Raw genomic sequence first — 24,132 nt, 5'->3', positions numbered from 1 at the left:
CGGCGTTCATGTCAATACGCCGTCTCCCAGAGCATCTTGTCAACCGAATTGCCGCCGGCGAAGTGGTGGAACGCCCCGCCAGCGCGCTTAAGGAACTTGTGGAAAACGCCATCGATTCCGGGGCCTCCCGGATCTCGGTCCGTCTCGCGGGGGGCGGCATCGACCTCATCGAAGTGACCGACGACGGCTGCGGCATGGACCGCGCCGAAATGGCCCTGGCTTTGGAACGTCACGCGACCTCCAAACTCCCCGATGACGCGATCGAGGCTGTCACGACGTTGGGTTTTCGGGGCGAAGCGTTGCCCTCGATCGCGAGCGTCGCGCGGTTGACGATCGAAAGCCGGGTTCGCGGCGCCGAAGGCTGGGCGCGGACAGTGGACAATGGCGCGCTGGCGGCCGAGGGACCCGCCGCGCTTCCGCCCGGCACGCGGGTGCGGGTCGAAGGTTTGTTCGAGAAGGTACCCGCGCGGCGCAAGTTCCTGCGGTCGACGCGCGCGGAATATGCCGCGAGCCTCGACGTGGTGAAGCGGCTGGCGATGGCGCGGCCTGACCTCGGCTTTTCGGTCGAGCATGATGGTCGGCGAGTGCTGAGCGTTCAGGAGGGGATGACCCGCCCGGAACGGGTCGCTGCGCTGACCGACCGCGATCTGGCCGCCAACAGCGTCGGCGTCGATTTCGAGCGCGAAAGCCATGTGCTGGGCGGGGTGGCGAGCATCCCGACCTTCAATCGCGGGATTGCCGACCACCAGTATCTGTTCGTCAACGGCCGTCCGGTGAAGGACCGGCTGCTCAACGGCGCGGTGCGCGGCGCCTATGCCGAAATGCTGGCGCGCGACCGGCATCCGGTGGTCGCCCTGTTCCTCGACGTGCCCGCCGATCAGGTCGATGTGAACGTCCACCCCGCGAAGACCGAGGTGCGCTTCCGCGATCCACAACTGGCGCGCGGGCTGATCGTCAGCGGTCTCAGGCGCGCGCTGGATGAGGCGGGACATCGCAGCGTGCAACGGGCGGATACCGCGGTGATGGGGCTGTGGCAGGCGGAACAGCCAGCCGCGCCGTCGCCGGAGCCGCAGCAGAATCTCTGGGGTATCGGCCATAGTGGAGCCGAGACGCTGACCCGCCACAATGCGGTGTTCGACCGCCGCCCGAGTTTCATCGCGCCGCCCCAGGCCCGGGCCGAGCCTGCTGCCGAGCCGGTGCCGGGCGTCACCAGCTTTCCGCTCGGCGTTGCACGGGGGCAGGTAGCGCGGACCTATATCGTCGCCGAGGCCGAGGACGGACTGGTGCTGGTCGATCAGCACGCCGCGCATGAGCGGCTGGTGCTCGAACGGATGCGGCGCGCGATGAGCGATGGCGGGGTGGCGGCGCAGGCGTTGTTGTTGCCCGAGGTGATCGAGCTGGACGAACCCGCCTGCGACCGGCTTGAGGCGCGGGCGGTGGAACTGGCCGAGTTCGGGCTGGAACTTGAGCGTTTCGGGCCTCGCGCCATGCTGGTGCGCGCGACCCCTGCGATGCTGGGCGGGGGCGATGTGACGGCATTGGTGACCGATATCGCCGACGAGCTCGCGGCGTTCGACGAGGCGCTGAGCCTGAAGGAGCGGCTCGACCATGTCGCTGCGACCATGGCTTGCCACGGATCGGTGCGGGCGGGGCGGGTGCTGTCGGTCGCGGAGATGAATGCGCTGCTTCGCGAGATGGAGATCACGCCGCATTCGGGCCAGTGCAACCATGGCCGCCCGACCTGGGTGAAGCTGGCGCATGGCGACATCGAGAAGCTGTTCGGGCGGAAGTGAATGCGGGACAGGGAAGGGCGGCTGCTAGAGTTGCGATTCCAGCGGGAGCCAGCCAACGACCCGTGCGGTCAGGCGGCGCCAGAAGGTCGCTTCGGGGTCGCGGTCATAGGTCATCGACTTGCCGTCATCGCCGCCGCGCCATTGCAGCGCGCCGTCGGACGTCAGACTGACCGCGAAGCTGTGGTCCGGTGCGGTGTCGTGCTTCCAGACCGCCTCCATCTTCGCGGCGATCGTCGGGCAATCGAAGACCACGCCCATCTCGGTGTTGAGCGAGGCCGAGCGCGGATCGAAGTTCATCGATCCGATGAAGCCCCGCTGCCCGTCGGCGATGAATGCCTTGGTATGCAGGCTGGCGCTGCTCGACCCGCGCAGGGAGAGTTTCCGCCCTGTGGCTTCGGGGCGAAGCTCCCATAGCTTGACCCCGGCCTTGAGCAGCGGGACGCGATAGGGGGCGTAGCCGCCATGAACCGCTGCGACATCGGTCGCGGCGAGCGAGTTGGTGAGGATCGAGACCGCGATTCCCTGTGCCGCCAGCCCGGCGAGCGCGGTGGTGCCTTCCTCGCCCGGGATGAAATAGGGTGAGGTGATCTCGATCCGCTGCTTCGTCTGAGCGAAGACCGGCATCAACTCGCGCATCAGCCAGTTCTCGCCCTTCTTGCCGACTGCCTTTTCCGGCGGGTCGGCGATGACGCGGGCGGTCGGCGTCCAGTCGGTCTGGCTCTCCCCGGGTTCGAACATCGCGATACGGCCGGCGATGCGGTCGAGATAGGCGCGCGCATCGGGGCGGGCGGCGGTGGCGGCAAGTTCGGGTGCGACCTGAGCCAGCATCGCGTCGGGATCGCGTAGCGGCGAGAGCTTGTCGGCAGGCAGCGCGAGGCCGCTGTTCCAGTAATCGTCGAAGATCTTTTCGGTCAGGGCGACGGCGGGACCCATCACCAGCACGTCCATGTCCCGGAAATTGGTGCTTTCGGCCGCGTCGAAATAGGCGTCGCCGATATTGCGTCCGCCAAGGATCGCGATGCGCCCGTCGGCGATCCATGCCTTGTTATGCATCCGCCGGGTGACGCTGAAAGGGCGCAGCACCATCTCGATACCGCGCCGCAGACTGCCCGGACGCGCTCGGGTGGGGTTAAAGATGCGGATCTCGATCAGTGGATGATGCGCCATCGCGGACATGGCGTCGGAGCTGTGTCCTGTGCCGAGATCGTCGACCAGGAGGCGAACGCGCACGCCGTGCCCGGCGGCTTCGAGGAGTTCGGCCATCAGCAGCCGGCCGGTCAGGTCGTCATTCCAGATATAGTAGAGGAGGTCGAGCGAACGTTCGGCCAGTCGCGCCGAGATGCCGCGCGCGGCGAAGGCGTCGAGATTCTCGTCGAGCAGCAGCAGACCGCTCTGGCCCGGATGGGCGGCGGTTGCGGCGCCGATGCGTCGATCAAGCGCGGTTTGGCCATCTGTCACCGGCAAGGCGTGGGACCGCTCTCCCTGCACGCTGGCGGCGAAGTGGCCGTAGAGCCAGGTCGCGAGCATCGACGCGGCGACGAACCCCAGGGCGGCCAGGAAGATAATCTTGAGCATGATCCGGTTTCACCCCTGACAGTCACGAGGTGAGCAGGCGAAATCCAACTTTGCAAGCCGCACCATAACGGAAAGGGCCGCCCGGTTTCCCGAGCGGCCCTTTCTTTGACGTGCCGGAACGGCGAGAGCGTCAGCCCTCGGCCTGCTCCTCGGCGGCCGGAGCCTCGTCCGCGGCGAATTCGCCCGGCTCGAGGTTCGGGTCGCGGGCTTCGACGAAGCCGGTCTCGTCCTTTTCGAACATCGCTTCCATGACGTTGACGCCCTGGGCCTGCATCTCGGCCTCTTCGGGCGAGCGCGCGACGTTGACCTTGACGGTCACGGTGACTTCGGCGTGAAGCGCGACGCGCACTTCGAACATGCCGATCGACTTGATCGGCTTGTCGAGGACGACCTGCGACTTGGTGACCTTGTGGCCGTCGGCGATCAGCGTCTCGACGATGTCGCGCACGGCGACCGAGCCGTAGAGCTGGCCGGTGTTCGACGCCTGACGGATCAGGGTGACCGAAACGCCCTCGAGGCTCTTCGATTCCTTCTCTGCCTCGGTGCGCTTCGCGGCGTTGTCGGCCACGATGCGTTCACGATTGGCTTCGAAGACCTTGCGGTTGGCTTCGTTGGCGCGGAGCGCCTTCTTGTTCGGGAGAAGGAAATTGCGGGCGAACCCGTCCTTCACCTTCACAACGTCGCCGATGTGGCCGAGCTTCTCGACGCGCTCAAGCAGGATGACTTCCATGAGCTGCGCTCCTTACTTCACGATGAAGGGCAGAAGGCCCAGATGACGCGCGCGCTTGATGGCGATGGCCAGCTCGCGCTGCTTCTTCGCGCTCACCGAAGTGATGCGCGACGGGACGATCTTGCCACGCTCGGACACGAAGCCCTGCAGCAGACGTACGTCCTTATAGTCGATCCGGGGTGCTTCCTTCGCGGAGAAGGGGCAGCTCTTGCGGCGGCGGAAAAAGGGACGTGCCATGATACTTTCTCCTTACTCGCCCGCGTTGCTGAAGCCGGTGTTGCCACCTTCTTCACGATCACGGCGACCGCGGCCGCGCTCGCGCTCCTGGCCCTTGCGCATCATCACGGTCGGACCCTGCTCCAGCTCGTCCACGCGGACGGTCATGTAGCGGATCACGTCTTCGTTGATCTGCGTCTGGCGCTCGAGCTCGGCGACGACACCCGCGGGGGCGTCGATTTCGAGCATCACGTAGTGCGCCTTGCGGTTCTTCGCGATCTTGTATGCGAGCGAACGAAGACCCCAGGTCTCGGTCTTCACGACCTTGCCCTGATTGTCCTCGACGATCTTGGTGGCGGTTTCCGCCAGTGCGTCCACTTGCGCCTGTGCCAGGTCCTGGCGCGCAAGGAACACATGCTCGTACAGAGCCATGCGTCTTCTCACTGTTGGCCGATCGCTGACGCCGCCCCGTGCGGCGCCCCTCCGGCTGTCGTTCCAAATACGAAAAGCGGTCAGCCGAAGCTGCCGCTCAACGCCGCGCCTCTACGCGCGGTGCGGGCAAAAGGCAAGCGGTGAGCGCCAGGCCACGGCCCAGGTTGACAAAGTTGACACATATGACCGGATTCCACGCGCATATGTTTGTTCGCGTCACGTCGATCGAAATCAATGCAAGCACATGAATTCCAACATTTAAAGTGAAAATTTCGCTTCGCTCGACCGGTTGACAGCTCGATCCGGTGTCAACCGGTTGCAAACCCGCGCGGCTTGCGGGATCGGCGTCACGGGCATAGGGCGACGACGTGATTGTGGTCAGCTTGCGCTGACGCGGCACCGGCCCGCTCCCCCACCCGGCCACCCATATCATGCTACCGCTGGGTGGCCGGGTGGGGGAGCGGGCCGGTGCGGGAACCGAACAGATATACAGGGAGCCAAGACATGCGTGCGTTCATCTTTCCGGGGCAGGGGAGCCAGTCGGTCGGCATGGGCCTGGCGCTGTCGCAGGCGAGCGCCGTGGCGCGCGAAGTGTTCCAGGAAGTCGACGAGGCACTCGGCCAGAATCTGTTCAAGCTGATGACCGAGGGGCCGGAAGGCGACCTGCTGCTGACCGAGAACGCCCAGCCGGCGATCATGGCGCACGCCATCGCGGTGCTGCGCGTGCTGGAGAAGGAAGGCGGTATCTCGCTGGCCGACAAGGCCGATTTCGTCGCGGGCCATTCGCTCGGCGAATATACCGCACTGTGCGCCGCTGGCGCGCTCGACCTTGGCGTCACCGCCAAGCTGCTCAAGCTGCGTGGGCAGGCGATGCAGGCGGCGGTGCCGGTGGGCGAGGGCGCGATGGCGGCCCTGCTCGGCGCCGACCTGGTGAAGGCGCAGGCGATCGCGGATGCGGCGGCCGAGGGCGAAGTGTGCACCGTTGCCAACGACAACGATCCCTCGCAAGTGGTGATCTCTGGCGCCAAGGCCGCGATCGACCGTGCGGTCGCCGTCGCCAAGGATCATGGCGCCAAGCGGGCAGTGCTGCTGCCCGTCTCCGCGCCGTTCCACTGCCCGATGATGCAGCCCGCCGCCGATGCGATGGAAAAGGCGCTGGCCGAGACCCTGATCCGCGCGCCTTTGGTGCCCGTCTATGCCAATGTCACCGCCGCGCCGGTGAGCGATCCCGATACGATCCGCACGCTGCTGGTCGAACAGGTGACCGGCATGGTTCGCTGGCGCGAATCGGTGGCGGCGATGTTCGATGCCGGGGTGCACGACTATGTCGAGCTGGGCGGCAAGGTGCTGGGCGCGATGGTCAAGCGCATCGCGCCCGACGCCGTCGTCACCAGCGTGGTGACGATGGACGACATCGAGGCGCTGGAGAAGGCGCTCTAGGATTCGCTCCGGGCGGGCGCCCCGATCAGTTAAGAAGGCCAGCCGAAAGTGGACGGGCTCCCGCTTAATTGTCTGGACTGTCCCCGCGGCAGGGCAACACTCGCCGAACTGCCAGCATGAGACGTCATCTCGAGCGTGAATTCTCGTACGCCTTTGGGGGCCGTGAGATAGACGATCAGCCTAATAGGGGTGCTGTCTCCGGTGTCGCTGGACGAGAGGCTGAGGTTGATCACATCATCGCCGACCTCAAGGGAGCTGATCGGCACCGCTCCCTGGATGCCGCGCAACACGATCCCGGATGAAGGGCTGAACGCCTGTCCCACGCTCCATGAAGTCCGCGAGCCGTTTCTGCCGTTCAGCACAATCGAAATCTGGTCGCTCGTCCGGGCATTGTTCGGAATAATGACGAACGCGAGTTGCAGATAGACGGTAGAGTCGGCGGATGTGGATAATGCGGGATTGGCGGCCTCGGTCATGCTGTTCCCCCTCCGGATGGAATACGATGCCCCCGGACGCCGCAGGCATCCGGGGGCATGGTGATGGACGACGTCGAAGCGCTGGAGATAGAGTCTCTGGCGCCTGCCGGCCCCCCGATCACTACCTGTGCCAGTTGAAGATGGTCGGGCTGCCGCCCAATGATATGGGCTCACCCATCGACAGGGCGGCACTCACCGAGCTGCCGGAATCAGCCATCAGCGCAAGCGTGAACTGGCGGATGTCGGGGGTGGCCGCGAGGAAGATCTGCACGGTGAAACGGGAGCTCCCGCCTGTGTCGTTGGGCGCGAACGAAAAACTGATCGTCTCACCGTCGACGCTCAGGCCGGAGATCGGCACGGCCCCCCGGTTGGCGGCTAACCGGATCCCGGAAGACGTGCCGAATTCCTGTCCCGTGCTCCACGCGATGCGTGCGCCGTCTCTGCCCCTCAGCATGATCGCGATGCGCCCGCCCATCTGGGGGTTGCCCAAGGCGATGTCGAGCGTGATCGCCTGATAGGTGGACGAACTTGCGGATGCGGATAGTGCGGGATTGGCGTCCTTGGTCATGCTGTTGCCCTTCCGGATGAAATATCGTGCCACGGACACTGTCGGCATCCGGGGCAGTGGCCATTCAAGTCGAAACCGGGCTTTTTGCGCGCCAAGCTTGACTAGATCGCCAGCGTGCCTGTTTACGAGGCGCGCGTTCCACAGGAATTAACAGCTAGGATTACCTCAATGTTCGACCTTACAGGCATGACCGCGCTGGTGACCGGCGCTTCGGGCGGGCTGGGGACCGCGATCGCGAAGGGGCTGGCGGCGCAGGGCGCCCGGCTGGCGATCTCCGGGTCCAATGCCGAGAAGCTGGAAGCGTTTCGCGCCGAGCTGGGCGGGGATCATGTCGCTTTGGTGTGCAATCTGTCGGACGGCGCCGAGGTCGATGGCCTCGTCCCGCGCGCGGTCGAGGCGCTGGGCAAGCTCGACATCCTCGTCAACAATGCGGGCGTCACGCGCGACAACCTTGCCATGCGGATGAAGGACGAGGAGTGGGATCAGGTGATCCGCGTGAACCTGGAGGCCGCGTTCCGCCTGATCCGGGCTGCCGCCAAGCCGATGATGAAGGCGCGTTTCGGCCGCGTCGTCTCGATCACGTCGGTGGTCGGCGCCACCGGCAATCCGGGCCAGGCGAATTATGCCGCATCGAAGGCTGGCCTCGTCGGCATGTCCAAGGCGCTGGCGCAGGAACTGGCCAGCCGCAACATCACGGTGAACTGCGTCGCGCCCGGATTCATGCGCTCGGCGATGACCGATGTGCTGCCCGAAGCGCAGAAGACGGCGCTGCTCAGCCGCATCCCCGCTGGCGATCTAGGCACGGGTGAGGATGTCGCCGCGGCGGTGGTGTATCTGGCGAGCAAGGAGGCGGGCTACGTGACCGGCCAGACGCTGCACGTGAACGGCGGCATGGCGATGCTGTCATGATCGCAGGCCTGTTGGCAGGGTTGGCGATTCAGGGCGCGCCGACGGCACCCCCGCCGTCGGAGTGCATCTATCATGCTGTGCCCGCCGACAAACATGTGGCGATCGGGCAGTTGGCTCTCACGCGCAAGACGCAAGAGATCGCCGCCGCGACGCTTCCGGCGACCGACCAATGTGCCAAGCAGTACCGCTGGTCGAGCGAACAGGCGGTCAATGCCAATGGCTATGCCGTGCTTCGCATGGGTGCCGAGGCGATCGCATCCGAGTTTGGCCGCAGCGATTGGGCCCACCATGGCCTGGCAGCGGTAAATGCGCTGACGGGCGAGCAGCGTGCAGCTCTTGCGGAAGGCGGCGGCGACAAGGACAATAGAATATTCAAAGCCGTTGTCGTGCATATGGAAGGCGCAGGTGCAGGTGTTGCGGCCGAATTGCTGCGAACCGGGGACGAGGCGAAGGCCGCCCGTTTCCTTCTGATGCTCAGATTCCTTGCCCTTGCGAGGATGCAACAGGATCGTCTGAGTCCGTCCTGATCCTCTTGCGCGAGCGCCATCGGCGTTCTACGTGCGTTCAGGAATTCGAAATCCAACGACCCAATTTAAGAAGGAACAGGGCATGAGCGAGACCGCCGATCGCGTGAAGAAGATCGTCGTCGAGCACCTCGGCGTTGAAGCCGAAAAGGTGACCGAGGATGCGAGCTTCATCGACGACCTGGGCGCGGACAGCCTCGACATCGTCGAGCTGGTGATGGCGTTCGAAGAGGAATTCGGCGTCGAGATCCCCGATGATGCCGCCGAGAAGATCACGACCGTCAAGGACGCGATCACCTATATCGACGAGAATCAGGGCTAAGCGGACCTACCGCATGGCCGCCCGCACGGGCAGGAATTGACGAACGGCTCCCGGTCCCGGAAAGGGGTGGGGAGCCGTTTCGTTTTTTGAGACCATTTACTGCCGCATCGTTGACCGCCGAAGACCGGCTCCGGCTTTCCGGCACGATGCTCTGAACGGAGAGATACTATGCGCCGCGTCGTCGTGACTGGCCTTGGCCTCGTGACCCCGTTGGGTGCGGATGTCGAGACCGCCTGGAAGAACATCATCGCGTCGAAATCCGGCGCGGGGACGATCACCCGGTTCGACGCGACCGACTTCCAGAGCAACTATGCCTGCGAAGTGAAGCCCGCAGACCATGAATATGGCTTCGACCCCGCCAAGCGGGTGGATCACAAGATTCAGCGCCAGGTCGATCCGTTCATCATCTATGGCATCGACGCCGCCGGACAGGCGATCGAGGATGCCGGCCTGACCGACATGACCGAGGAAGAGCGGCTGCGCGCCGGCTGCTCGATCGGGTCGGGCATCGGCGGCCTTCCGGGCATCGAGAGCGAATCGCTCGTGCTGGCCGAGAAGGGCCCGAAGCGCGTTTCGCCGCACTTCGTCCATGGTCGCCTGATCAACCTGATCTCGGGACAGGTCTCGATCAAATACGGTCTGATGGGTCCGAACCATGCCGTCGTGACGGCGTGCTCGACCGGTGCGCATTCGATCGGCGACGCCGCGCGGATGATCGCGATGGACGATGCCGATATCATGCTGGCCGGCGGCGCCGAGAGCACGGTGTGCCCGATCGGTATCGCCGGATTCGGCCAGGCGCGTGCGCTGTCGACCGGGTTCCGCGACGAGCCGTGGCGTGCGAGCCGCCCCTGGGATCAGGGCCGTGACGGCTTTGTCATGGGCGAAGGCGCGGGCGTGGTCGTGCTCGAGGAATATGAGCGGGCCAAAGCGCGCGGCGCGAAGATCTATGCCGAAGTTGTCGGCTATGGACTGTCGGGCGACGCCTATCACGTGACCGCACCGCATCCCGAGGGTTCGGGCGCGTTCCGTTCGATGCAGATGGCGATGAAGAAGTCGGGTCTTGATCTGTCCGACATCGATTACATCAACGCGCATGGCACCTCGACCCCGCTGGGTGATGAGCTGGAGCTGGGCGCGGTGCGGAAACTGTTCGGCAACGCGATCGGCGACCTGTCGATGAGCTCGACCAAGTCGGCGATCGGACACCTGCTGGGCGGCGCGGGCGCGGTGGAGAGCATCTTCTGCATCCTTGCGATGCGCGACGGGATCGTGCCGCCGACGCTCAACCTGGACAATCCGAGCGAGAATTGCGCGGGCGTGGACCTGGTTCCGCATGTCGCCAAGGAGCGCAAGGTGAAGGCGGTGCTGAACAACTCGTTCGGCTTTGGCGGCACCAACGCATCGCTGGTGATGAAGGCGGTCTGACCTCCACGGGAGACGTACGGCGATGTTGCGCAAGCTTGGGTGTTTGGGCGTCATCGCCGTCCTCCTTATCGGGGCCGCCGCCTTTTGGGCGGCGAACCAATGGGGCGGCGCGGGACCGGGCAAGGCCAATGTGACGGTCGAGGTGCCCGCGGGCGCGACGATGCGTTCGGCGGCCGAGGCGATGGAGAAGGCGGGCGCGATTGAGAGCGCCGACACCTTTCTGTGGATGGCGCGCATCTTCGGTGACGATGCACCGGTTCAGGCGGGCGAATATCGCGTTCCGGCAGGGATCAGTCAGGCCGACGTCCTCAAGATGCTGCAGGGCGGCCGTACGCTCCAGCGCTTCGTGATGATCCCTGAGGGGATGCCCTCGATCCTGGTGCACGAACGGCTGGCGGCGGCGCCGCAGATGGGCGGCAAGACCGCGGTGCCCGAAGAGGGCAGCATCCTGCCCGACAGCTACTCCTACAATCGCGGCGACAGCCGGCAGGCGGTGCTCGATCGGATGCAGGCGGCGATGAAAAAATACCTTGCCGAAGCCTGGGCGAAGCGGAAGCCCGGGATCGCCGTGAACACGCCGGAACAGGCGCTGATCCTCGCCTCGATCGTCGAGAAGGAGACCGGCAAGGCCGAGGAGCGGCGAATGGTGGCGGGGGTCTATTCCAACCGCCTCAAGCGCGGCATGCCGCTGCAGGCCGACCCGACGGTGATCTACCCGGTGACCAAGGGCAAGCCGCTGGGCCGCCGCATCCTGCGCTCCGAGCTGCAGGACAAGAACGGTTACAATACCTATGCCAGCGCGGGGCTGCCGATCGGGCCGATCGCCAATCCGGGCCGTGCAAGTATCGACGCGGTGCTCGATCCCGCCGAGACCAACGCGCTCTACTTCGTCGCGGACGGCACCGGCGGACATATCTTCGCCGATACGCTCGAGCAGCACAACGCCAACGTCCAGAAATGGTATGCCCTGCGCCGCGCGCGCGGGGAGATGTAGGGCGCGCTCCGACGCGCCCCCATCCGGTCAATAAGCGGCGGTGAAGCGTGCGCGGCTGTGGCGGTGCTGCTCCAGCTCGTCGACCATGGCGAGGGCGTAGTCGGCGAAGCTGATCTGGCTCTCACCCTTCGCGTCGGTGAGGAGCTGGTCGGTGCCGGTGCGATAGGTGCCGAGGCGCGGGCCTTCGAACAGCAAGGCGGCGGGGGAGAAATAGGTCCAGTCGATCTCGCTCTCGCCGCGCAGGGCGTCGAGGAAGGCGATGCCGCCAAGTGCCGCACCCTTCCACTCCTCGGGAAAGTCGGGCGAGTCGATCACGCGGACGCCGGGGGCGGTTTCGAGGCTGGCGGCGCCGCCGGTGACGAGGAGGCGCTGGACGCCTGCCTGCTCGAGCGCGGACAGCAGGGTTTCGGCGGATACGTCGAAGTGCAGCGCGCTGATCACCGCATCGGCGGGGCGGATCAGATCGGCCAGCGCGGCGGGGTCGGAGGCGTCGCCAGCCCTGGCGATCACGCCGGGGAGCTGGCGGATCGCTTCGGGCTTGCGCGCGATGGCCAGCGCCTGATGGCCGCGCGCCGACAGTTCCTTCGTGATTTCCGATCCCGCGCGCCCACTCGCGCCCAGCACTGCAACCTTCATGTCCGATGTCCTATATGGTTTCCAATGGATACCAAGTTGGCTATGGATACCAATCATGCAAGAAGGCACTTTGAAGAGGGATAGTCACCCGGAGGAAACCGGTGCGCGCGGCGACGTCTATGCGGCCGACTGTCCGACGCGGAAGCTGCTCGACCGGATCGCGGACAAATGGAGCGTGCTGATCCTGCTGCTGCTCGGGCACCAGGACCTGCGCTTCAACGCGCTCAAGCGGCGGATCGAGGGTGTGTCGCAGAAGATGCTGAGCCAGACGCTGCGCTCGCTGGAGCGCGACGGACTGGTGAGTCGGACGGTGGTGGCGACGGTGCCGGTCACCGTCAGCTATGCGATCACGCCGCTGGGGCGCGGGCTGATCGGATCGCTGCAGTCGATGATCGACTGGGCCGAGACGTATATGCCGGACGTGGCGGAGGCGCAGCGCGGCTATGACGGTGCTTCGACCTGAAGTCGTTCGTCGAGACGGCGTTGACGAGGCGATCCGGCTCGGCGACCCAGCCTTTCCCTTGTGAGGAAAGGCCATCGATGCGCTCCACCGCCCTCTGCGCGCTCGCGCTGACCCTGGGTTTCGTCCAGCCCGCAATGGCGGAGGAGAAGCCCGCCAGTCCGCCGTGGAGCGCGCCGGCGACCGTCGAAACCATCACCGAGGCGCGGCGCTTCACCAGCGGCGGGGTCGAGCTGGGCGGCACGCTCTATCTGCCGCGCAGCCGCAAGCCGGTGGCGGCGGTGGTGGTGACGCACAGTGCATCCTCGCCGCTGGGCGACGCGTCGCTCTACGAGCATCTCAAGGTGATGCTGCCGGCAATGGGCATCGCGGTGTTCACCTATGACCGCCGCGGGTCGGGCCGGTCAGGGACGAAGACAGCGGGCGGCGACTATATTGTGCTAGCCGATGACGCGATCGCGGCGGCCCGGAGTCTGAAGATCGATCCGCGTATCGATCCCCGGCGCATCGGCAGCTGGGGGTTGAGCCAGGGCGGGTGGATCTCGCCGCTCGCCGCATCACGCAGCCCGGACATCGCCTTCGTCATCGCCGTGTCCGCGCCGGTCGTTACCGCCGATGTCCAGATGATCTTCTCATCGATCAATCATCTGCGCGCGAACGGCCATTCACAGGCCGAGATCGATGAGATGGTGGCGACGCGCAAGGCCGTGGACGGCTATATGCGCGGCACCGGGACGCGGGAGACCGCGCAGGCGATGATCGACGTCGCCAAGACCCGGCCGTGGTTCAAATATACCTATATGGGCGAGACGATCCGCGATCGTGCGGTTTCGGGATGGCGCAAGGAGATCGAGAATGATCCGCTGCGTAACCTGACTGGGGTGAAGGTGCCGATGCTGGTGCTGTTCGGCGCCTATGACGCGGTGGTGCCGGTGGCGATTTCGGCCGAGCGGTTGCGAGAGATCGCGCCGCGGATGCCGAAGATGAAAGTGCATGTCGTCGCGGGCGCGGACCATTCGATGCACATGGCTGCCGACCAGAGCATCACCCTCGACCCCAAGCATGACGGGACCGAGACGGCGGATTCGGCCGAGTATATCGCCGTGCTGTCGAGCTGGCTTGCGGCGAAGGGGTTGGTGGGGAACTAAGCGCGCGTTCCGATTGCCATGTCGGGAATTACTCCCTTCGTCACCCCGGCCTTGTGCCGGGGTCCACTCAGTCTCCCGGGCTGAGCTGGAGCCTCGTTTCCAGCCGCTGCCTACCAGTGGACCCCGGCACAAGGCCGGGGTGACGGATGGGGGCAGTGGATGCGGATCAGTCTAGCGGCGTAGCCCGCTGTCGAGGCGGTGGAACAGGCGACCGAGCACCGTGCGGCTGGTGGTGCGCGACGGCAGTTGGGCGATCAGGTTGCGCACGGCGGCCGGCGCGCTGGCGATGGCGCTGTCGATCTCCATCTCTCCGACACGCGCTCCGGAACGTAGCGCCAGCGCCAGCGCGGCATAGCCGGCGGGCGCGAGGACATGGTTGAGTTGATGCGCGGTCGCGATCGGGTGGGTGTAAGCCGCACCGGCCGCCGCCGCAGCAGCGCGAGCGGCGGCGGTCGCAGCGGGGTCTGAGGTTTCGCGGGCTGCGGCCTGAGCCGCCCAAGCTGCCTTGCGCAGCCCTCCCGAGCGCTCTGCGCCGTCCGCGAACCCCAGTGCCGCCACAAGGGCTTCGCGCGGGCGTGGGTCGTCCGGCGAATGCGTTTCGAACACCGGCAGGGCACGCGCCGCGCAGGCTTCCGCCCAGCGAGTAAGCTGCCGCAGATCGTCCGGCGTCAACGGGAGCGCGCTCGTCATTGCCCGCTCCCGGTAGACTTCAGCGGGCGAGGCCGGCCGCGTCGCGGGCGAGCTGCTCGACTTCGGCATAGCTCGCGCCCTTGGGCGTCACCCAGCTGCCGCCGACGCACAGCACCGGATCGAAACCGAGCCAGTCGGGTGCGGTCGCGGGGCTGATGCCGCCGGTGGGGCAGAACTTCGCCTCGTAGAACGGTCCGGCGAGTGCTTTCAGCGCCTTGAGACCACCCGAGGTTTCCGCCGGGAAGAATTTGAAGTGGCGCAGGCCGAGGTCGTAGCCGCGCATGATGTCGCCGGCATTGGCGACGCCGGGTAGGAAGGGAACGCCGCTCTGCACGATGACCTGGCCGAGCCGTTCGGTGAGGCCCGGCGAGACGATGAATTCGGCGCCCGCATCCATCACCTGAGCGAACTGGTCGGTGTTGACCACGGTACCCGCGCCGACGATCGCCCCGGGAACCTGCTTCATCTCTCGGATCGCGTCGAGCGCGGCGGCGGTGCGCATCGTCACCTCGAGCACCTTGAGCCCGCCCGCGACCAGCGCCTCGGCCAGCGGCTTCGCGGTGGCGGCATCCTCGATCACCAGGACGGGGATGACCGCGCTGGTGCGCATGATGGTTTCGATGCTCACTGGGTATGCTCCTGCGCGTAAGCTGCCGCGGCGCCGTAGAGGCCGGGCTGGGGGTGGGTGATGAGCTTGACCGGAATCGAGGACATCAGCGCCTGGAACCGCCCCTTGGCGATGAAGCGCTGGCCGAAGCCGGAGTTGACGAGATGGTCCTTGAGCTTGAGGCCAAGGCCGCCGGCGATGACGACGCCGGTCGGGCCATGGGCGAGGGCGAGATCGCCCGCGACCGCGCCGAGGCTGAGGCAGAAGCGGTCGAGCGCGGCGACGGCGAGGCTGTCCTTGCCCTCGAAGGCGAGCGACCAGATCTCCTTATCGTTGAGGCGATGCGTGCGCTTACCCTCGATCTCGGCAAGGGTTTCGTAGATCGGAACGATGCCAGGGCCGGCGACGATGCGCTCAGCCGAGACGCGGGTGTAGGTCGAACGAAGCCGCTTGACGATCGAATCCTCGATCCCGTCGAGCGGGGCAAAGTCCATATGCCCGCCCTCGGTCGAGATAACGTGGTAGCTAAGCGGTCCGGTGCGAAAGACCTGCGCGACGCCGAGCCCGGTGCCTGGGCCGCAGACGGTGATCGACCCCTTTTCCACGAATGGCTCGTCAGGACCGCAGATGTGCAGGAAATGCTCCGACGGGAGCTGTGCCACCGCATGGCCGACCGCACCGAAATCGTTGATCAGCGAATAGCTGTCGACGTCGAGCCGCTCCTTGATCAGCGGCGGGCGGATAATCCACGGATTGTTGGTGAGCTTGATCAGCTCGTCGTTGATCGGCGATGCGATGGCGATTGCCGCCGCACGCGGCATCTCACGACCGAGCGCACGCGCCGAAGCCTGCCAGGCGAGCTGGAAGCTGCCATGTTCGGCGGTCTTCTGGGTAACCGGTTCACCGATCGAGACGACGCGGCCGCCCTCAACCTCGGCGATGGCGAAACGCGCATGGGTTCCGCCGATATCGACCGCGACGACTTCCATTCTCTCCAAATTCCTTTTCCTACAGTTCCGCCGCGGCCAGCATGGCCGAGCCACCGGCTTCGGCCTCGCTCGCGCCGGCGCGCATCATCGCGAACAGTTCACGCCCGGTGCCGAGGTCGGGCGGCGGGGCCGCCGCGAGTTCGCGCGCCTCCCACTCGGCCGGTTCGACCAGCGCCTGCAATATGCCCTCTTCGGCGCACAGGCGGACGACGTCGCCGTCGCGCAGCTTGCCGATGGGGCCGCCACCGATCGCCTCGGGCGACAGGTGGATCGCCGCGGGTACCTTGCCCGACGCGCCCGACATGCGGCCGTCGGTGAGGAGCGCGACGCGGAAGCCCTTGTTCTGGAGCACGCCCAGCGGCGGGGTGAGTTTATGCAGTTCGGGCATGCCGTTGGCGCGCGGCCCCTGAAAGCGGACGACGACGATGACGTCGCGGTCGAGCTCACCGGCCTTGAACGCGTCCTGCACTTCCTGCTGTGTACTGAATACGCGGCAGGGGGCCTCGATCGTCCAACGGTCGCGCTCGACAGCGCTGACCTTGATGCAGGCGCGGCCGAGGTTGCCGGAGAGGATGCGGAAGCCGCCCTCGTCGGAAAAGGGCGCGTCGATGGTGCGGACGATGCTATCGTCGCCGCTCTTCTCGCCATGCTCCTTCCAGACGAGCTTGTCGTCCTCAAGCACCGGATGCTTCACATGGTCGGCGAGGCTGTTGCCCGCGATCGTCAGCGTGTCGCCGTGCAGGATTCCGCCCTTGATCAGCTCGCGGATCACGAAGGTCGGGCCGCCGGCATCCTCGAACCCGTTCACGTCGGCCGATCCGTTGGGATAGACGCGAGCGAGCAGGGGCACGACGCGCGACAGACGGTCGAAATCGTCCCAGTCGATCACCACCCCGGCGCAGCGCGCGATGGCGGGCAAATGGATGAGGTGGTTGGTCGATCCGCCGGTGGCGAGCAGCACGATGGCAGCGTTGACGATGGCACGTTCGTCGACGATCTCGCCGATCGGGCGATAATCGTCGCTGTCCCAGCCGATCTGTGGAAGCCGCTGGACCGCGGCCTTGGTCAGCTCCTGGCGCAGTTTCGTGCCGGGATGGATGAAGGCAGCGCCGGGCATGTGCAGGCCCATCGCCTCGACCATCATCTGGTTCGAATTGGCGGTGCCGTAGAAGGTGCAGGTGCCCTTGCCGTGATAGGCGGCGATTTCGGAGTCGAGCAGTTCGTCGCGGCTCGCCTTGCCCTCGGCATAAAGCTCGCGGACGCGCGCCTTTTCCTTGTTGGCGATACCGGTGGGCATCGCGCCGCCGGGGATCAGCACCATCGGCAGGTGGCCGAAGCGGAGCGCGCCCATGAGAAGACCCGGCACGATCTTGTCGCAGATGCCGAGCAGGGCGGCGCCCTCGAACGTGTTGTGGCTCAATGCCACCGCCGTCGACATCGCGATGGTGTCGCGGCTGAACAGCGACAGCTCCATCCCGGCATAGCCCTGGGTCACGCCATCGCACATCGCGGGCACGCCGCCCGCGACCTGCGCGGTGGCGCCGGCCTCGAGCGCCCAGATCTTCATCTGCTCGGGATAGCGGTAATAGGGCGCGTGCGCCGAGAGCATGTCGTTATACGCGGTGACGATGCCGATGTTCATCCGGCGACCGTCCTTCATCAGGTCGCGCTGCTCGTCGGTCCCGGCATAGGCATGGGCGAGATTGGCGCAGCCCAGCCGCCCACGGCTGCTGCTGCCGGCCTCGCGCTGCGCGACCATCAGCGCGCGATAGGCGTCGCGGCGCTTCCTGGAGCGTTCGATGATGCGATCGGTGACCGCGACGATCTCGGGGAGGAGGTTGGTCATGTGCTTATCTGCACGCCTTGTTGCCCGTCATCCCCGCCTGCGCGGGAATGACGAAGAAATTAGGGGTGACCGGGAGGAGTTCATCCTTCCAGCCAGTGAACATCGACCGGCAGCTCGGTTTCAGCGAGCACGCGGCCGATCGGATAGGCGCTCGATGCGCCCTGCGCGATCGCGGTTTCGAGCACCTTGCGCTTCTCGGCGCCGGTGATCGCGACCATCAGCGACTTGGCGTTGGCGATGGCGGCGCCCGAGAGGGTGACACGGGCGACGGGTGCCTCCGGCGGAAGCGGATCGGGCAATACGCCCAGCGCGCGGCGCTCCTTTGGGCCGTTGAGCGCTTCGTCGAAATCCGGGCCGGGGAAGATCGAGGCGGTGTGCCCGTCCGCGCCCATGCCGAGCAGGACCAGGTCGAGCGGCCAGTGGAAGTCGGCGATGCGGGCATCGGCGGCGCGGCCGGCGGCCTTGTAGTCGTCGGCCTTCTCGCTGACGAGCGGGATGACGCGCGCACCCTTGGGAATGAAGGTCTTGCCGAGGCCGGTGACGTTCGACAGCGCGTCGCCCAGCGGGACGATGCGGTCGTCGGTCGGCAGGATCGTCACGCGCTTCCAGTCGATCTTGGCGGCGGCGAGCTTATCATAGACCGGGGCGGGGGTCTTGCCGCCCGCCAGCGCGATCACCGCTCCGCCGCGCGCATCGATCGCGCTCTCGATGATGAAGCCGATGTCGCCGGCGAGGGCATCAACCCACTCCTCGGCTTCCTCATACTCCCACCATTCGATTTCTTCGGCCATTTCAACAACTCCAGCGGGATAGTTCAATATTCAGACGAGGTGTTATTCGTTCCAGGTGACGCCGTCGCGTTCGGTCAGTGCGATGGCGGCGCTTGGCCCCCAGGTGCCGGCGGCATAGGGCTTGGGCTTGACGTCGGCGGTGTCCCAGCCGGCGCGGATCGCGTCGATCCAGTTCCATTGCGCCTCCACCTCGTCGCGGCGCACGAACAAGGTAGGATCGCCCTCGATCAAGTCCAGCAGCAGGCGTTCATAGGCGATGCGGCGGCGCGTACCCGCGAACTCATGCTCGAGGCTGAGGTTCAGTGGCACCTCGCGCAGGCGCACGCCTTCGCGGTCGAGGCCCGGCTCCTTCGCCATCACCAGCAGGCGGACATATTCCTCCGGTTGGATGCGGATGATGAGGGTGTTCGACTGGAGCACCCCGCCACGCTCGGCAAAGATCGAGTGGGGGACGGGCTTGAACTGGACGACGATCTCGGACCGGCGCTCGGTCATGCGCTTGCCGGTGCGCAGGTAGAAGGGCACGCCCTGCCAGCGCCAATTGTCGACATGCGCCTTGATCGCGACGAAGGTTTCCGCGCGTGACGCCTTGCCCAGCTCGTCAGCATAGCCGGAAACGATCTTTCCGGTCGACGCGCCGCCGGTATATTGGCCGGTGACGGTGAGATTTCCGGCGTCCTGTCCCTCGATCGGGCGGAGCGAGCGAAGGACCTTGACCTTCTCGTCGCGGATCGACGTGCCGTCGAACCGGGCAGGGGGTTCCATCGCGATCAGCGCGAGCAGCTGCAGGATATGGTTCTGGACCATGTCGCGCAGCGCGCCGACCTCGTCATAATAGCCCGCGCGACCTTCGAGGCCGACCGTCTCGGACACGGTGATCTGGACATGGTCGATTCCGGCGGCGTTCCAGATCGGCTCGAACAGCGAATTGCCGAAACGCAGCGCAAGGATGTTCTGGACGGTTTCCTTGCCCAGATAGTGATCGATCCGGAAGGTGCGGTCCTCGGGGAAGACCGACGCCACGGCGTCGTTGATCTCGCGGCTGGTGGGCAGGTCGGTGCCGAGCGGCTTTTCCAGGCCGATACGCACGTTGCTTCCGGCGAGGCCCGCCGAGGCGAGGCCCTTGATCGTCGGCTCGAAGAATTTGGGTGCGGTCGACAGGAAGATGGCGAGACCCTTGGAGATATCGCCCAGCTTTTCCGCGAGTGCGGCATAGCCGGAGAGGTCCGAAGCATCGAGGGCCTGATACTGCAGCCGGTCGAGGAACGCGGTGATCGCGCCCGCGTCCTTGCGGTCCTCGGGCAGATAGGTGTCGAGCGCTTTAGCCGCGAAGTCGCGGAACTCGGTATCTGACAGCGTTGACCGTGCGGTGCCCGTGATCGTCAGATCAGAAGGAAGCAAACCATCGGCGTGAAGGCCGTAGAGCGACGGTATCAGCATCCGCTGCGACAGATCCCCTGTCGCTCCGAACAGCAGCAGTTTGCCGAATGGCTGTCGCATCGATCCTCCCAAACGCGTTGCGCGCCCGCCCTAGCAGCGGATTTCCGGGTTGCGAAGCGCCTTGCGCTTTATCGACCTAAAGCAAGAGGCCGGATCGGCCTAAAGCACCAATCCGGCGGTCTGATCGAACCCGGCCATGATGTTCAGGTTCTGCACCGCCGCGCCGCCCGCGCCCTTGCCTAGATTGTCGAGCGTGGCGACGAGCCGTGCCTGGCCGCGCTCGGCGTTGCCGAACACGCGGATCGTCAGGCGGTCGGTCCCGGCATCGTCCTCAACCCGCACCAGCGAGATGTCTTCGCTGGGCAGGACGCGGACGATCGGCGAATCACGATAAGCGTCGGCCAGTACCTGCTCGATCTGGGTCGGCGAAGGCTTACGCGGCAACATCTGCAGGGGCAGGGGCACCTCGATCAGCATGCCGCGATAGGTGCGCGCGACAGCGGGTTGGAAGATCGGGGCATGATCGATGCGCGCGTGCTTCTGCATTTCGGGCAGATGCTTGTGCTCGAGGTTGAGGCCGTAGGCGCGGTAGCCGGTCGGCTCGCTACCGTCCTCGAACTCGGCGATCATCGATTTGCCGCCACCCGAATAGCCCGACGCGCCACCGGCGGTGAGGACCCAGTCGGGCGGGATCAGGCCCGCGCGCACCAGCGGACGCACCAGCGCAAGGAAGCCGGTGGGCCAGCAGCCGGGATTGCTGACATAGCGCGCCTCGGCGATCGCCGCGGCCTGGGCCGGTTCCAGCTCGGCAAAGCCGTAGGTCCAGCCATCGGCCACGCGATGTGCGGTGGATGCATCGATGACGCGCGTCGTGTCGTTGGCGATCAGTTCGACCGCCTCGCGCGCCGCGTCGTCGGGCAGGCAGAGGATGACGAAGTCAGCGCTGTTGAGTGCCTCGGCGCGCTTGCCGGCATCCTTGCGGTCCGCGTCGTCGAGCGCGATCAGCTCGATCTCGCTGCGTGTCGCCAGCCGCTCGCGGATCTCAAGGCCCGTGGTCCCCGCAGCGCCGTCGATAAAGATGCTGACGGTCATGCCGCGGCCTTCAATTGCGCTGCGTCGACATAGCCGACCAGACCGGATGCGGGCGCACTGCCCCAGGCGCTGCCTGCCGAAAGCTCCAGCACCTCGAACACATCGCCCTCGGCAAGTTGCGCCAGTATGTCAGCGTCGGTTTCCTTGGCGGCACGCAATGGTACCGCCGCGGTCACGACATAGATGACGGGCGCGGCGTAATGAGGTGCGAAGACACGGTCGGCGAGGCGGACGTCGGCAAGATCCCGGCGGGCAGCATCGGTCAGCGGATCGATCCGCACCGAGCGGCCGGTCAGCGCGAATCGGCTACGCGCGAAGCCTGGCTGGTTGTCCGACGTGGTGGTCGCCGGCGACGAATTGCCCGAATTCTGCAAGAAACTCCGCCCCTTCAGGTGTACGCGCGATAAAGATGTTCCGCTTGTCGGTTTCATCACGCTGGCGGCGCAGATAGCCGAGTGCGCCCAGTCTGTTCAAGGCGCGTGTCACAACCGGCTTCGATACGTTGAGGGCCTTGGCCAGCCCGCGCACCGTATGAGGGCCAGAATCGAGGTAAACGAGCAGCATCAACGCCATCTGCCGGTTGGTGAGATCGGGTTCGCCCGAACGGACGTATTCGACCAATGTGTTTTTCCAGTTGTAAAGCGACTGGTCGCTCACGGCGTTCATCGCATCGCACTCTTCATTTAGTTACAGGCCCGCAAGGAACAGGGCTTTTCCGGGGCATCAACGCGCTGAACGCCTCCGGGTTTCAGGGGCTGGGCGAAATGTTCCGGTTCTGTGACATTTTTTCGTTAGCGGTACCTACAAGCCACGGTCGGTCGGCGTGGCGGTATTCCGGCGGCAGGTGGATCCGCTTGATCCCTAAACGTGTTTGGGCGGTTGATCGTGGCGGCCTCCTCCCCTATGTCGCCGCTTTCCCGCGAAAGACCGACATGCTGTTCACCTTCCTCCTCGTCGTCCATGCCATCATCGCCGCACTGCTGGTGACGGTGATCCTGATGCAGAAGTCCGAAGGCGGCGGCCTGACCACGGGCGGTAGCCCGTCGGGCCTGATGTCGGCGCGTGGCGCCGCGAATTTCCTGACCCGCGCCACCGCGATTCTGGCAACGCTGTTCATCGCGATGAGCATCCTGCTCGCGGCGCTGGCGGCGACTCGCAGCGGCGGGACGATCGATACCAGCCGGATCGCCGTGCCCGCGCAGACCGCGCCGGCACCGGGCACCGGTCCCGCGCCGGCAACCCAGCCGGCCACCGCGCCGCTGGCTCCGGCCGACAACAGCGCGGTTCCGCTCGCCAAGTAAGCGGGCTTTCAAGGCAAGTTTTTTTGGCGGCGCCCGGAGTCGGGCGCTTGCCCCCACTCGTGCATAAAGGCTAGTCGGTGACTCCCATGACGCGGTATATTTTCATCACCGGCGGCGTGGTCTCCTCGCTTGGCAAGGGCCTGATGGCAGCAAGCCTCGCTGCGCTGCTCCAGGCGCGCGGCTACAAGGTCCGCATCCGGAAATTCGATCCCTATCTCAATGTCGATCCGGGCACGATGAGTCCGTATCAGCATGGCGAGGTCTATGTGACCGACGACGGGGCCGAGACCGACCTCGATCTTGGCCATTATGAGCGCTTCACCGGGGTGGCCTCGCGCCAGTCGGACAACATCACCTCGGGCCGGATCTACAAGACGATCATCGAGCGTGAGCGCCGCGGCGACTATCTGGGCGCGACGGTACAGGTGATCCCGCACGTCACGGATGCGATCAAGGACTTCGCCCAGGCCGAGACCGACGACCTCGATTTCGTGCTGTGCGAGATCGGCGGCACCGTCGGCGATATCGAATCGCTGCCGTTCATCGAGGCGATCCGTCAGCTCAAGAACGAGCTGGGCCGCGGCCGCTCGATCAGCATCCATGTGACGCTGGTGCCATACATTGCGGCGGCAGGCGAACTGAAGACCAAGCCGACCCAGCATAGCGTGCGTGAGTTGGCCTCGCTGGGCGTCCAGCCCGACGTGCTGGTGTGCCGCGCCGAAAAGCCGCTGCCTGCGGGCGAGCGCGCCAAGATCGCACAGTTCTGTAACGTGCCGGCCAGCGCGGTCATCCCCGCGCTCGACGCGCCGAGCATCTATGCGGTGCCGCTGCAATATCATGCCGAGGGTCTGGACGGCGAAGTACTGCGCGCCTTCGGGATTGAGCCGGGCCCGAACCCGGATCTCAGCCGCTGGACCGAAATCACCGACCGTCTGTTCAACCCCGAGGGCGAAGTGACGGTGGGCGTGGTCGGCAAATATGTCGGCCTGCCCGACGCGTACAAGTCGCTGAACGAAGCGCTGGTGCATGGCGGCATCGCCAACCGCGTGAAGGTCAACATCCGCTGGATCGATGCCGAGCTGTTCGAGAATGGCGAAGATTCGGAAGTCGCGGCGAATCTGGAATCATGTCACGCCATCCTAGTGCCCGGTGCGTTCGGATCGCGCGGGGCGGAGGGCAAGATCGCCAGCGTCCGCTTCGCGCGTGAGCGCAAGGTGCCGTATTTCGGCATCTGCTTCGGCATGCAGATGGCCTGCGTCGAGGGCGCACGGAACGTGGCGGGGATCTCGGGCGCATCCTCGACCGAGTTCGGCGCGACCAACGAGCCGGTGGTCGGCATCATCACCGAGTGGATGAGCAAGGACGGCATCGAGAAGCGCGAAGAGGGCGGTGACCTTGGCGGCACGATGCGGCTCGGCGCCTATCCGGCGAAGCTTGCGGGCAACTCGGTTGTCGGTTCGATCTACGGCTCGGACGAGATCAGCGAGCGCCATCGTCACCGCTATGAAGTGAACACCGGCTACCGCGATGCGCTGGAGCAGGGCGGCCTCGTCTTCTCGGGCATGTCGCCCGACGGGATGCTGCCCGAGATCGTCGAGCGGCCCGACCATCCGTGGTTCGTCGGCGTGCAGTTCCACCCGGAACTGAAATCCAAGCCGTTCGACCCGCACCCCCTGTTCGCGAGCTTCATCGAAGCTGCGGTGCGCCAGTCGCGGCTGGTCTGAT

Annotated in this window: 27 protein-coding genes; 11 read left to right on the top strand and 16 right to left on the bottom strand. The window is 65.9% G+C overall.

The window, feature by feature from the left end; all coding sequences use genetic code 11:
* The first annotated feature begins 8 nt into the window (after nt 1-8).
* Nucleotides 9-1,793: a DNA mismatch repair endonuclease MutL gene (mutL, locus tag AC07M1_RS11825; protein WP_495162734.1), complete on the top strand. Its 1,785-nt coding sequence runs from the start codon at nt 9-11 to the stop codon at nt 1,791-1,793.
* Between the two features lie 24 nt (nt 1,794-1,817).
* On the opposite strand, the gene AC07M1_RS11820 is transcribed toward mutL, so the two are convergent.
* From AC07M1_RS11820 to rpsF, 4 genes are all read right to left on the bottom strand, one after another.
* The gene (locus tag AC07M1_RS11820; RefSeq protein WP_495162733.1) at nt 1,818-3,368 is read right to left on the bottom strand and encodes a phospholipase D family protein; all 1,551 of its coding nucleotides are present in this window, start codon (nt 3,366-3,368) and stop codon (nt 1,818-1,820) included.
* 130 nt (nt 3,369-3,498) lie between these two features.
* Complete coding sequence (gene rplI / locus AC07M1_RS11815; RefSeq protein ID WP_495162732.1) at nt 3,499-4,098, bottom strand: 50S ribosomal protein L9; 600 nt, start codon at nt 4,096-4,098, stop codon at nt 3,499-3,501.
* Between the two features lie 12 nt (nt 4,099-4,110).
* Nucleotides 4,111-4,335, bottom strand: coding sequence for a 30S ribosomal protein S18 (gene rpsR / locus AC07M1_RS11810; protein WP_495162731.1), 225 nt, complete (start codon nt 4,333-4,335; stop codon nt 4,111-4,113).
* Nucleotides 4,336-4,347: 12 nt separating this feature from the next.
* Nucleotides 4,348-4,746, bottom strand: coding sequence for a 30S ribosomal protein S6 (gene rpsF / locus AC07M1_RS11805; RefSeq protein ID WP_495162730.1), 399 nt, complete (start codon nt 4,744-4,746; stop codon nt 4,348-4,350).
* Nucleotides 4,747-5,250: 504 nt separating this feature from the next.
* On the opposite strand from rpsF, the gene fabD reads away from it, so the two are divergent.
* Nucleotides 5,251-6,186: an ACP S-malonyltransferase gene (gene fabD, locus AC07M1_RS11800; protein ID WP_495162729.1), complete on the top strand. Its 936-nt coding sequence runs from the start codon at nt 5,251-5,253 to the stop codon at nt 6,184-6,186.
* A 29-nt stretch (nt 6,187-6,215) separates the two neighbouring features.
* Here fabD and AC07M1_RS11795 read toward each other — a convergent pair whose 3' ends face one another.
* Complete coding sequence (locus AC07M1_RS11795; RefSeq protein WP_495162728.1) at nt 6,216-6,662, bottom strand: hypothetical protein; 447 nt, start codon at nt 6,660-6,662, stop codon at nt 6,216-6,218.
* 121 nt (nt 6,663-6,783) lie between these two features.
* Nucleotides 6,784-7,230, bottom strand: coding sequence for a hypothetical protein (locus AC07M1_RS11790; protein WP_495162727.1), 447 nt, complete (start codon nt 7,228-7,230; stop codon nt 6,784-6,786).
* Nucleotides 7,231-7,398: 168 nt separating this feature from the next.
* On the opposite strand from AC07M1_RS11790, the gene fabG reads away from it, so the two are divergent.
* The 5 genes from fabG to mltG all read left to right on the top strand — a co-directional run bounded on the left by fabG (nt 7,399) and on the right by mltG (nt 11,407).
* Nucleotides 7,399-8,139, top strand: a complete 741-nt coding sequence (gene fabG, locus AC07M1_RS11785; RefSeq protein ID WP_495162726.1) for a 3-oxoacyl-[acyl-carrier-protein] reductase — start codon at nt 7,399-7,401, stop codon at nt 8,137-8,139.
* Nucleotides 8,136-8,666, top strand: a complete 531-nt coding sequence (locus AC07M1_RS11780; RefSeq protein WP_495162725.1) for a hypothetical protein — start codon at nt 8,136-8,138, stop codon at nt 8,664-8,666. The genes fabG and AC07M1_RS11780 overlap by 4 nt, the downstream gene beginning before the upstream one ends.
* 82 nt (nt 8,667-8,748) lie before the next feature.
* Nucleotides 8,749-8,985, top strand: coding sequence for an acyl carrier protein (locus AC07M1_RS11775; protein ID WP_066575645.1), 237 nt, complete (start codon nt 8,749-8,751; stop codon nt 8,983-8,985).
* A gap of 168 nt (nt 8,986-9,153) precedes the next feature.
* Entirely contained in the window at nt 9,154-10,413 is a 1,260-nt protein-coding gene (gene fabF, locus AC07M1_RS11770; RefSeq protein ID WP_495162724.1) for a beta-ketoacyl-ACP synthase II, read from the top strand.
* Between the two features lie 25 nt (nt 10,414-10,438).
* Nucleotides 10,439-11,407 (top strand): endolytic transglycosylase MltG, encoded by a 969-nt coding sequence (mltG, locus tag AC07M1_RS11765; protein ID WP_495162858.1) that lies wholly within the window; start codon nt 10,439-10,441, stop codon nt 11,405-11,407.
* Nucleotides 11,408-11,434: 27 nt separating this feature from the next.
* Here the strand turns inward: mltG and AC07M1_RS11760 are convergent, their stop codons facing one another.
* Nucleotides 11,435-12,043 (bottom strand): NAD(P)-dependent oxidoreductase, encoded by a 609-nt coding sequence (locus AC07M1_RS11760; RefSeq protein WP_495162723.1) that lies wholly within the window; start codon nt 12,041-12,043, stop codon nt 11,435-11,437.
* A 55-nt stretch (nt 12,044-12,098) separates the two neighbouring features.
* Between AC07M1_RS11760 and AC07M1_RS11755 the strand changes: the two genes are divergently transcribed.
* Nucleotides 12,099-12,506, top strand: coding sequence for a winged helix-turn-helix transcriptional regulator (locus AC07M1_RS11755; protein WP_495162722.1), 408 nt, complete (start codon nt 12,099-12,101; stop codon nt 12,504-12,506).
* Nucleotides 12,507-12,583: 77 nt separating this feature from the next.
* Nucleotides 12,584-13,651: an alpha/beta hydrolase family protein gene (locus AC07M1_RS11750; RefSeq protein WP_495162721.1), complete on the top strand. Its 1,068-nt coding sequence runs from the start codon at nt 12,584-12,586 to the stop codon at nt 13,649-13,651.
* Nucleotides 13,652-13,822: 171 nt separating this feature from the next.
* On the opposite strand, the gene AC07M1_RS11745 is transcribed toward AC07M1_RS11750, so the two are convergent.
* The 9 genes from AC07M1_RS11745 to AC07M1_RS11705 all read right to left on the bottom strand — a co-directional run bounded on the left by AC07M1_RS11745 (nt 13,823) and on the right by AC07M1_RS11705 (nt 21,772).
* Nucleotides 13,823-14,341, bottom strand: a complete 519-nt coding sequence (locus AC07M1_RS11745) for a putative immunity protein (RefSeq protein ID WP_495162720.1) — start codon at nt 14,339-14,341, stop codon at nt 13,823-13,825.
* Between the two features lie 19 nt (nt 14,342-14,360).
* A complete protein-coding gene (eda, locus tag AC07M1_RS11740; RefSeq protein WP_495162719.1) occupies nt 14,361-14,969 on the bottom strand; it encodes a bifunctional 4-hydroxy-2-oxoglutarate aldolase/2-dehydro-3-deoxy-phosphogluconate aldolase in 609 nt (202 codons plus the stop codon).
* Nucleotides 14,966-15,937: a glucokinase gene (gene glk / locus AC07M1_RS11735; protein WP_495162718.1), complete on the bottom strand. Its 972-nt coding sequence runs from the start codon at nt 15,935-15,937 to the stop codon at nt 14,966-14,968. The genes eda and glk overlap by 4 nt, the downstream gene beginning before the upstream one ends.
* Nucleotides 15,938-15,956: 19 nt before the next feature.
* Nucleotides 15,957-17,783: a phosphogluconate dehydratase gene (edd, locus tag AC07M1_RS11730; RefSeq protein ID WP_495162717.1), complete on the bottom strand. Its 1,827-nt coding sequence runs from the start codon at nt 17,781-17,783 to the stop codon at nt 15,957-15,959.
* Between the two features lie 80 nt (nt 17,784-17,863).
* Nucleotides 17,864-18,574: a 6-phosphogluconolactonase gene (pgl, locus tag AC07M1_RS11725; protein WP_495162716.1), complete on the bottom strand. Its 711-nt coding sequence runs from the start codon at nt 18,572-18,574 to the stop codon at nt 17,864-17,866.
* Between the two features lie 42 nt (nt 18,575-18,616).
* Nucleotides 18,617-20,074: a glucose-6-phosphate dehydrogenase gene (gene zwf / locus AC07M1_RS11720; protein WP_495162715.1), complete on the bottom strand. Its 1,458-nt coding sequence runs from the start codon at nt 20,072-20,074 to the stop codon at nt 18,617-18,619.
* A 99-nt stretch (nt 20,075-20,173) separates the two neighbouring features.
* Nucleotides 20,174-21,106, bottom strand: a complete 933-nt coding sequence (gene argC / locus AC07M1_RS11715; protein WP_495162714.1) for an N-acetyl-gamma-glutamyl-phosphate reductase — start codon at nt 21,104-21,106, stop codon at nt 20,174-20,176.
* Nucleotides 21,103-21,480 (bottom strand): SH3 domain-containing protein, encoded by a 378-nt coding sequence (locus AC07M1_RS11710; RefSeq protein WP_495162713.1) that lies wholly within the window; start codon nt 21,478-21,480, stop codon nt 21,103-21,105. The genes argC and AC07M1_RS11710 overlap by 4 nt, the downstream gene beginning before the upstream one ends.
* A complete protein-coding gene (locus tag AC07M1_RS11705) occupies nt 21,413-21,772 on the bottom strand; it encodes a MarR family transcriptional regulator (protein WP_495162712.1) in 360 nt (119 codons plus the stop codon). Before AC07M1_RS11705 ends, AC07M1_RS11710 begins: the two co-directional genes overlap by 68 nt.
* Before the next feature lie 269 nt (nt 21,773-22,041).
* Between AC07M1_RS11705 and secG the strand changes: the two genes are divergently transcribed.
* Nucleotides 22,042-22,407, top strand: a complete 366-nt coding sequence (secG, locus tag AC07M1_RS11700) for a preprotein translocase subunit SecG (protein ID WP_495162857.1) — start codon at nt 22,042-22,044, stop codon at nt 22,405-22,407.
* Nucleotides 22,408-22,493: 86 nt separating this feature from the next.
* The gene (gene pyrG / locus AC07M1_RS11695) at nt 22,494-24,131 is read left to right on the top strand and encodes a CTP synthase (RefSeq protein ID WP_495162711.1); all 1,638 of its coding nucleotides are present in this window, start codon (nt 22,494-22,496) and stop codon (nt 24,129-24,131) included.
* The last annotated feature ends 1 nt before the right edge of the window (nt 24,132 follow it).

It is taken from the genome of Sphingomonas sp. GW821-FHT10C01, assembly GCF_059415525.1.
This window is presented reverse-complemented; position numbering and strand designations above follow the sequence as displayed.